Source organism: Citreicoccus inhibens (assembly GCF_019039035.1).
In the GTDB taxonomy this organism is placed as follows: domain Bacteria; phylum Myxococcota; class Myxococcia; order Myxococcales; family Myxococcaceae; genus Citreicoccus; species Citreicoccus inhibens.
The window spans coordinates 67,895-75,806 of record NZ_JAHNZT010000039.1 but is presented as its reverse complement, the minus strand read 5'-3'; the positions used below and the strand labels follow the sequence as shown (position 1 = coordinate 75,806).

At 71.7% G+C, this 7,912-nt stretch carries 7 protein-coding genes and 1 pseudogene; 2 read left to right on the top strand and 6 right to left on the bottom strand.

Annotated elements, in window-relative coordinates; translation table 11 throughout:
• Nucleotides 1-122: pseudogene (locus tag KRR26_RS31050) on the top strand (IS5/IS1182 family transposase); the annotation flags it as partial.
• A gap of 90 nt (nucleotides 123-212) precedes the next feature.
• On the opposite strand, the gene KRR26_RS31045 reads toward KRR26_RS31050, so the two are convergent.
• The 4 genes from KRR26_RS31045 to KRR26_RS31030 all read right to left on the bottom strand — a co-directional run bounded on the left by KRR26_RS31045 (nucleotide 213) and on the right by KRR26_RS31030 (nucleotide 5,003).
• On the bottom strand, nucleotides 213-1,199 hold the full coding sequence (locus KRR26_RS31045) for a YybH family protein (protein WP_217081574.1): 987 nt from the start codon (nucleotides 1,197-1,199) through the stop codon (nucleotides 213-215).
• 54 nt (nucleotides 1,200-1,253) lie between these two features.
• Complete coding sequence (locus KRR26_RS31040; RefSeq protein ID WP_217081573.1) at nucleotides 1,254-2,906, bottom strand: formate--tetrahydrofolate ligase; 1,653 nt, start codon at nucleotides 2,904-2,906, stop codon at nucleotides 1,254-1,256.
• 51 nt (nucleotides 2,907-2,957) lie between these two features.
• Nucleotides 2,958-3,662 (bottom strand): MBL fold metallo-hydrolase, encoded by a 705-nt coding sequence (locus tag KRR26_RS31035; RefSeq protein WP_217081572.1) that lies wholly within the window; start codon nucleotides 3,660-3,662, stop codon nucleotides 2,958-2,960.
• 66 nt (nucleotides 3,663-3,728) lie between these two features.
• The gene (locus KRR26_RS31030; RefSeq protein WP_120207159.1) at nucleotides 3,729-5,003 is read right to left on the bottom strand and encodes an NAD(P)/FAD-dependent oxidoreductase; all 1,275 of its coding nucleotides are present in this window, start codon (nucleotides 5,001-5,003) and stop codon (nucleotides 3,729-3,731) included.
• Nucleotides 5,004-5,226: 223 nt separating this feature from the next.
• On the opposite strand from KRR26_RS31030, the gene KRR26_RS31025 reads away from it, so the two are divergent.
• The gene (locus KRR26_RS31025) at nucleotides 5,227-6,003 is read left to right on the top strand and encodes a hypothetical protein (protein ID WP_217081571.1); all 777 of its coding nucleotides are present in this window, start codon (nucleotides 5,227-5,229) and stop codon (nucleotides 6,001-6,003) included.
• A 142-nt stretch (nucleotides 6,004-6,145) separates the two neighbouring features.
• On the opposite strand, the gene KRR26_RS31020 is transcribed toward KRR26_RS31025, so the two are convergent.
• Both KRR26_RS31020 and KRR26_RS31015 read right to left on the bottom strand, forming a co-directional pair.
• Nucleotides 6,146-7,258 carry an SDR family oxidoreductase gene (locus tag KRR26_RS31020; RefSeq protein ID WP_217081570.1) on the bottom strand — a complete coding sequence of 371 codons (1,113 nt, stop codon included), beginning with the start codon at nucleotides 7,256-7,258 and terminating at the stop codon, nucleotides 6,146-6,148.
• Between the two features lie 73 nt (nucleotides 7,259-7,331).
• Nucleotides 7,332-7,907, bottom strand: coding sequence for a TetR/AcrR family transcriptional regulator (locus KRR26_RS31015; protein ID WP_217081569.1), 576 nt, complete (start codon nucleotides 7,905-7,907; stop codon nucleotides 7,332-7,334).
• Nucleotides 7,908-7,912: the final 5 nt, after the last annotated feature.

Sequence of the window (7,912 nt, the reverse complement as noted above, 5' to 3'; positions counted from 1 at the left end):
CCTGGCTCAACCGCTTCCGACGTCTGCTGGTGCGCTGGGAGAAGCGAGAGGACACCTACGTCGCAATGCTGCACTTTGCGCTGGGCATCATCACTTGGTTCCACGCGCTCCTACCGAAATAGGTTCTAAGCGCGCGCGCTCGGGCTGCTGAAACACCCCGGGCCGTCCCTCGCGAGGAGGGGCGGCCCGTTTTCATTCCAGGCGCGTGAGGCTCAGGGGCCGTTGGGGCCCGGGCTGGAGTTGCCGCCGTCGGTGACGTAGCGCCAGGTGCCGTCCGGCTGTCGACGCCAGATGGTGAGGTACTTCACGAAATCGGTCTCCGGCTTGCCGTCCGCGCCGGGCTCCACGACCTTGGCGCGGCCCACCGTGAAGGCGAGGTCGCCCGAGGTCGCGGCGTCGCCGAGCGCGGGCTCCCAGCGCAGGTCCAGCTTGTCCTTGGTGAGGGGGCCGTAGGCCTTCGTGATGGCCTCGCGTCCGAAGAGGCCCGTGGCGCCGGCGATGAGCAGCGCGTCCTCCGCGGCGTAGGTGGAGAAGGCGTGCCCCATGCCCTCGGTGGTGGAGAGGGTGGAGAAGGCGGAGTCCGCCGCGAAGGCCTCGGCGAGCACGGCGGCCGAGGTGAGCGTGCGCGGCGCGGCTGACGCCGTGGTGTGCGACGACGTGAAGCCCTCGGGCGGCGTGAGCGCGACCTTGGCGGGGTTGCGCACGGTGGCGATGACCCGCCACGAGCCATCCGCCTGCTGCTTCCACGCGGAGATGTAGCGCGCGTGCTCCTGAGTGGTGGCGCCATCCGCGCCCTTGAGGTCCACCGTGGCCTGTCCCACGGAGTAGCCAATCTGGCCGTCGGCGCTCACGTCCCAGCGCATGGGCGTCCAGCGAAGGGTTCCGCCGTGCTCCAGCGGGTGCGCGGTGAGGTGCGCTCGGATGGCCTCGCGTCCGCGCAGCGCGTACTGGCCCTCGAGCAGCAGCACGGATTCGTCTCCGAGGAACGAGGCGAAGCCCTGCGCCGAGCCGGACTTCGCGCTGGCCTCGGACATGGCCACGTCCGCCGCGTGCAGACGCTCGCGCGCCTCGGTGGGGGACAGGCGCGCCGACTGCTCGAGCGCGCCGGTGGCGCCCGCGTGGGCGGTGGCGCCCGGTGCACTGCAACCCATGGCCCCCAGCGAGGCCGTGACGATGACTCCCGCGAACTTCCGATGCATGGCTCCTCCATGGGCCGCCTGACGCATGCGGTCCGGCGCCCGAGGCGGCCGAGACTACTCTCCCTGCATCAGTCCGGTGATGCGTCCGTCATCGTGGACGATGATGCGCCGCGCCGCGGGCTCGCGCGGCAGGCCGGGCATGGTGAGGAGGTCTCCGGTCAGCGCCACCAGGAAGCCCGCGCCCGCGGACAGCCGCACCTCGCGCACCGTCAACGTGAAGCCGCGAGGCCGGCCCGTCTTCGTCGGGTCATCCGACAGCGACAGGTGCGTCTTCGCCATGCACACCGGGAGTCCCGCGCCACCCAGTGCCCGCGCGGCGTCCAGGTCCTTGCGAGCGCCCGCGGTGAAGGCCACGTCGTCCGCGCCGTACACCGTGCGCGCGATGGCGCGAATCTTCTCCTCCGGCGACTGCTCCAGTGAGTACAGGAAGCGGGGCTTGGGCGGCGCCGCGTCCGTCGCGTCGAGCATGGCCAGCACCGCATCCGCCAACTCAACCGAGCCCGCGCCGCCCTGCGCGTAGCCCTTGCACACCGCGATGCCCACGCCGCGCGCCTTGGCGAACGCGCGCAGCTCGTCCAGCTCCGCCTCGGTGTCCTGCGGGAAGTGGTTCACGCACAGCACCGCGGGCAGGCCGAACGCGGCCACTGATTCCAGGTGCTTCTCCAGGTGGTCGAAGCCGCGCAGCAGGGCCTCTCGGTTCGGCTCGGCCACCTGGGCCGGGAGCGCGCCGCCGTGGTGCTTGAGCGCGCGCAGCGTCACCACCAGCATCACGCCGCGCGGCCAGAGGCCCGCGCCTCGGCACTTGATGTCGAGGAACTTCTCCGCGCCCAGGTCAAAGCCGAAGCCGGCCTCGGTCACCACCTCGTCCGCGTAGGCCAGCGCGAGGCGCGTGCCCAACACGGAGCTGCACCCGTGCGCGATGTTGCCGAAGGGGCCCGCGTGGACAATCGCGGGTCCGCCCTCGCGCGTCTGCACCAGGTTGGGCATGAGCGCGTCCTTGAGCAGGGCCACCATGGCCGCCGCCGCGTTCACGTCCCGCGCGCGCACCGCCGAGCCGTCCGCGAGCTGCCCCACCACGATGTTGCCCAGCCGCGCCTCCAGGTCCTTGAGGCTCTCGGACAGCGCGAGGATGGCCATCACCTCGCTGGCGGCGGTGATGTCGAAGGACGTCTCGCGGGGCACGCCGTTCGCCTTGCCGCCGAGCCCCACGATGACGTTGCGCAGGAAGCGGTCGTTCATGTCCAGCGCGCGCCGCCAGCGCACGCGGGTCCCTTCCATCGCGACCGGATGGCCGTAGTAGACCGAGTTGTCCACCAACGCGGACAGCAGGTTGTGCGCGCTGGTGATGGCGTGCAGGTCGCCGGTGAAGTGCAGGTTGATGTCCGCCGCGGGCTCCAGGCTGGCGTGGCCGCCGCCCGTGCCGCCGCCCTTCACGCCGAACACGGGCCCGAGCGAGGGCTCGCGCAGCGCCGCCACCGCGCGCCGTCCACGTTGACGCAGGCCCATGGCCAGCGCCACGGACATGGTCGTCTTGCCCTCGCCTGGAGGCGTGGGGTTGATGGCGGACACGAGGACGAGCCGACCTCGCGGAGGCTGGCGCGCGAGCGCGTCCAGCGAGACCTTGGCGCGGTCACGCCCCCATGGAAGAACGTCCTCGGGGGACAGACCCAGCTCGGCGGCGACGTCGGTGATGGGGCGGAGCTTCATGCCGCCGAATCTCGGCGCGCTCGCCTTCGAATGCAACGACGGAGGCGCGACTCAACCCGCGACGTGGGGGGACCCGGGCGGAAGTCCGCAGGCGCGGTTGGCCGGCACCGCGATGTCCAGCTTGCGCGGCGGCGCGATGCGGCGGTTGTTCATGAACGTGATGAACTCGGCACGAGACTTTCCGGCCAGCCGGGGGTTGTGCTGCTTCTCCTCGCCCACCGTGCTCATCGCGTGGCCCGCGTAGTCGTGGCACGGGTACACCCGCGTGTCGTCCGGGAGCGAGAAGAGGCGCCGGGTGATGCTGTCGTAGAGCTGCCCCGGGTCGCCGTTCTGGAAGTCGGTCCGCCCCGTGCCGCGGATGAGCAGCGCGTCGCCGGAGAACAGCGCGTCGCCGCACAGGTAGCTGAGGCTGTCATCCGTGTGGCCCGGTGTCTCCAGCACGTGCACCGCGAGGGGGCCCACGTGCACCACGTCTCCCTGGCCCACGTGCACGTCCGCGCATGGAGCGCCGCGCCGCGAGGCCACCACCCGCGCGCCCGTGCGGTGGCGCAGCGTGCCCGCGCTGGTGATGTGATCCGCGTGCACGTGCGTCTCCAGCACGAACGTGAGCTGGAGTCCCAGCTCCGTGAGCAGCGCCAGGTCTCGCTCGACGTGTTCGAGGACCGGGTCGATGAGCGCGGCCTTCCGAGTGGCCTCATCGGCGAGCAGGTAGGTGAACGTCGAGGACTCCGAATCGAAGAGCTGTCGCAAGAGCATGCCGGCCTCCGGGGAGAACATCATTCCACGACGGGGCGACGGCCAGTCTCGGAGTTCGAGCGCCCGCTAGGCCCGCCCGCGCATCATGAAGTTCCAGTAGAGGCGGGGCAGCCCATATTTCTTCAGGAACCACATGTCCCGCCGCTCCTGGAGCGTGTTGATGAAGGGGAGGCTGGGGGTGGGCTTGCCCTCGTAGTCGAACTCGGCGAGCAGCAGCCGGCCGTAGCCCGTGGTGAGCGGACAGGAGGCATAGCCGTCATACCGGGCCGGGGGCGGCCGGCCCGACATGACGGCGCGCAGGTTCTCCACGAGCACGGGGGCCTGCCGGCGAATGGCCGCGCCCGTCCGGCTGGTGGGGAGGTCCGAGGCGTCGCCCAGCGCGAAGACCTCGGGGTGGTCGGGGTGTTGGAGCGTGTGCTTGTCCGCCTTCACCCATCCTCGGTTCGGGCCATCCTGCCAGGCGAGCGGTCCGCGCTGGATGAACGCGGGCGCGCTCTGCGGCGGGGTGGCGTGGAGGAAGTCATAGGGCACCGTGGCGCGCTCGGTCTTCCCGTCGCGGGTGACCTCGAAGGTGGCCTCGCGTCGCTCGCCATCCACCGCCACCAGGTTGTGCTCGAAGCGGGTGTCGATGTCGTAGCGCTTCACCACGCCCTCGAGCACCTGCGCATAGGCCTTCACGCCGAAGATGGCCTTGGCCCCTGAGCCGAAGACGACGCGCGTGCGCTCGCGCAGCCCCTTGCGTCGGAAGAGGTCGGCGGCCAGGTACATCACCTTCTGCGGCGCGCCCGCGCACTTCACGGGCGTGGCGGGATGGGTGAACAGCGCCGTGCCGCCCTCGAAGCGCTGGAGCAGGCGCCACGTCTTGGGGGCCAGCTCCGGGTCGTAGTTGCTGGTCACGAAGTCGGTGCGCAGCGCTTCGCGCAGGCCCGCCACGCGGTCCCAGTCGAGCTGGATGCCGGGCGCGACGACGAGGAAGTCATAGCCGAGCTGCCGACCTCCGCGCGTCTGCACGCGCCTGCGCACGGGGTCCACTTCCTCGGCGGCGTCTTGGATCCACGTCACCCCGCGCGGGATGAGGGACCGCTCCTCACGCACGGAGTCCTCGATGCGCGCCTCGCCCGCGCCCACCAGTGTCCACAGGGGTTGGTAGTAGTGGCGCTCGGATGGCTCCAGGATGGCCACCCGCTTCTGTCCGGCGAGGGCCAACCGAGCGGCCACCGCGATGCCCGCCGTCCCCCCGCCGATGATGAGGACGCGGTGCTGGTCGGCGCCCGTGCGCATCCGAGGGCTCGCATCGGGGGCGGGAGACTGCGGCGCTACGTGCTCGGTCTCGGGGCGCATGGGGGACCTCCTGTGTCGGGGGGACTCTCGGGGCGCTTAGCAGGGAGGGCGCGCGCGTCGGCGTCCGCGGGCCTCCGTCCGTGTGGTAGCGCACAGTGGCGCGCGGGGGCCGGCCTGGGGTGCTCGGCCCGCCCGTCGCTTGGATGGGCGCGAGCGCTGTGCGACACAGGGCTCCTCGGGTGGCCTTGAAATACGCGGTCGGTGTCGCCCGTCAGGAGGCAACATGAACCGATTCCTTGGCTTCGCTTCCGTCGGCATCGCGACCGTGGCGCTCGGCGTCTCCCTCTTCGGCGCGCACGACGCGCCGGCCCCCGCCCCCCACGAGCCGCAGTCCGACACGCGCCCCCCCGCGCAGGTCCAGGCGCTGGAGCAGCGGGTTCAGGTGCTGGAGGAGACGGTGCAGTTGTTGTCGCGGCGCCTGATGGAGGTGGAGCGCCGGCCCGTCATGGCCTCCGACGGTGGCGCGGTGGTGGTGGGCGCGCCCGCCGCGCTGGTGGACGAGGTGGCGAAGCTGCGCGAGGAGATGCGCGGCATGGTCGCGGGCGAGGCGCTGAACTCCGAAGGGGGCCGCCAGTACCTCAAGGACATGGTGCGCTCGGTCCAGGAAGAGTCGCGCTCCGAGCAGCGGCAGGTGTGGCAGCAGCAGATGCAGCAGGTGCGCGCGCAGGCGCAGGCGGACCGCGACCAGCGCGTGCGCACGTTCATCACGGACGCGAAGCTCGACTACAACCAGGAGCGCGAGGTGACGCGAAGCCTCCAGGCAGAGGAGACCAAGCGGCAGGCGCTGTTGGCCGAGATGAACGCGGGCACCAAGTCCCCGCGCGACCTGCGCCAGGGCCTGCGCGACCTGCGCCAGCAGACGGACACGGAGGTCAACGGCGTGCTCAACTCAGAGCAGCAGCAGAAGTACACCGAGATGCGCCGCGACGAGTGGCAGGACATGCGTCCTCGCGGCGGGCCGCGTCCCCCGCCGGCGGGCGCGGGCATGGGCGAGCCGTAGTCTCCTCCGCATCGAGCACGAGCGGCATCACGAGGCGGACTCGTGAGGCCCAGACGCAGCGGTACGCAGTGCTGCATGTGCGGTCTCGACCTCCGCCTGAAATGCCACGCTCCGGAGATGCTCGAACCCGCTGCCCAGGACATCAGTCAGCGGAGGCGCGAGGCGCGGGCGCCGCAGCACGCAGGGCGGTGAGCGCGGTCTCCACTTCCGGCTGGAAGGCCACGCTCCGGAGATGCTCGAACCAGCGGTCCAGGACGTCGCGCACCGGAGGCAGCGCGAGCCCCATCCGCTCCGCGAGCGCGAGCATGGACTCCATCGGGTAGCGAGCGGTGTCGAGGAAGTCGAGCGCCTCCGCGGAGGTGCCGAGCAGTCGCTCCGGAAGCCAGCGCACCCACGCGACCGGGAGGCGCAGCCGTGGCGCCCGTCGGCCCGAGCGCTCCGCGGCCCACCGCACCAGCTCATGCATCGGTGGCGTCGCGGGGTCGAGCACCGTGTACTCCTGTCCTGCCGTGTCCGCGTGCTCGGGAATCCTCGCGAGGAAGCTCGCCACGAAGTCGACAGGGATGACGGGCACGAAGGTCTCCGGTGAGCCCAGCAGCACGGGCATCTGTCCCGCGTGGACGCGATGCAGCGTCTCGCCCAGGCCCAGGCGCTGAATCGTCACCCCCGTGCGGCTGTCGCCAATCACAGACGAGGGATGCACGCCGGTGACGGGAACACCCAGCCGCTGCGCCGTCTCCCAGCCCACGCGATGGGCGAGGTGCTTCGACGCCTCATACGCCCCCACGTGGTCGAATGAGGACTCGGGCACGGGGACCACGTCCCCCGCCGCGTTGAGGCGGGGACCGATGCGATAGCCGCCCACCAGCACCAGCCGACGCAGCGCGGGCAGCCGAGCGGCCAGCTCCACCACCGTGCGCGTGCCCTCCACGTTCGTCCGCCGCGCGTCGTCGGCGGACAGGTGCCACGCGAAGCGCGCCCCCAGGTGGTACACGTCCCGCACCCGCGAGACCGCGTGCTCCGTCTGCTCGCTCCAGCCGAAGCGGGGCGCGTCCAGGTCGCCCTCCATGACGCGGAGCCGCGACGCCTCGCCCCCGAGCGCCGTCACCCACGCGCGATAGTCCGCCTCGCGCGCCGCCGCCTGTCGCATCACCGCGATGACGACACGCCCGCGCCGCGTGAGCTCCGGGACGAGCCATCGCCCCAGCAAGCCCGTGGCGCCCACGACCATGACCTCTTCCATCTCATTCCGCATGGCGACTCCTGTATGTAGACCGGTCTGCATATTTTGTGGGCGAACCTCCGCCGGGCTCCACCTGGGGTGGGGCTCAGTCCGGGAGCGCGAGCAGTCGCTCCACGTCCTTGGACAGCTCCTCCAGGGGAGCGCGAGAGCGGTGCGCGCGCGCGAGCAACAGGGCGCCCTCCAGCGTGGACAACAACAGGCCCGAGCGGCGGCGCGCATCGGAGAGGCTCAGGCTCTCGGCGCGCAGGCGCTCCACCAGCAGGTCCTGCCAGCCGCGCAGCGCGTCGGACGCGGCCTGCCGCACGGACTCGGGGGTGGCTCCGGAGGACAGCACCACCGCGGAGACGGGGCAGCCCTTCTCGAAGCGGGCGGCCTCCGAGCGGTCCGCGAGCAAGGTCAGCACGCGGCGCAGCGCGGGCACCAGGGCTCGCTCCGTGCGGAGGTGCTCACGCAGGAGCGCGGTCATCTCCGCCGCCGAGGACTCCAGCGCGGCCACCGCCAGCTCTTCCTTGCCGCCCGGAAAATGGAAGTAGAGCGAGCCACGAGGCGCCTGGCCCGCGGCGAGCAACTCCTGGATGCCCGCTCCGGCGTAGCCCGCCCGCTCCAACATCTCCGCGGCGGCGGCAATCATCCGCCGCCGCGTCTCCTCGCCCTTGCTCATGACCG

Bases quoted from the DNA above. Each gene is read 5' to 3' on its own strand.
- KRR26_RS31025 (WP_217081571.1), top strand. From the start codon at position 5,227: ATGAACCGATTCCTTGGCTTCGCTTCCGTCGGCATCGCGACCGTGGCG.
- KRR26_RS31030 (WP_120207159.1), bottom strand. From the start codon at position 5,003: ATGCGCCCCGAGACCGAGCACGTAGCGCCGCAGTCTCCCGCCCCCGAT.
- KRR26_RS31040 (WP_217081573.1), bottom strand. From the start codon at position 2,906: ATGAAGCTCCGCCCCATCACCGACGTCGCCGCCGAGCTGGGTCTGTCC.
- KRR26_RS31015 (WP_217081569.1), bottom strand. From the start codon at position 7,907: ATGAGCAAGGGCGAGGAGACGCGGCGGCGGATGATTGCCGCCGCCGCG.
- KRR26_RS31045 (WP_217081574.1), bottom strand. From the start codon at position 1,199: ATGCATCGGAAGTTCGCGGGAGTCATCGTCACGGCCTCGCTGGGGGCC.
- KRR26_RS31035 (WP_217081572.1), bottom strand. From the start codon at position 3,662: ATGCTCTTGCGACAGCTCTTCGATTCGGAGTCCTCGACGTTCACCTAC.
- KRR26_RS31020 (WP_217081570.1), bottom strand. From the start codon at position 7,258: ATGCGGAATGAGATGGAAGAGGTCATGGTCGTGGGCGCCACGGGCTTG.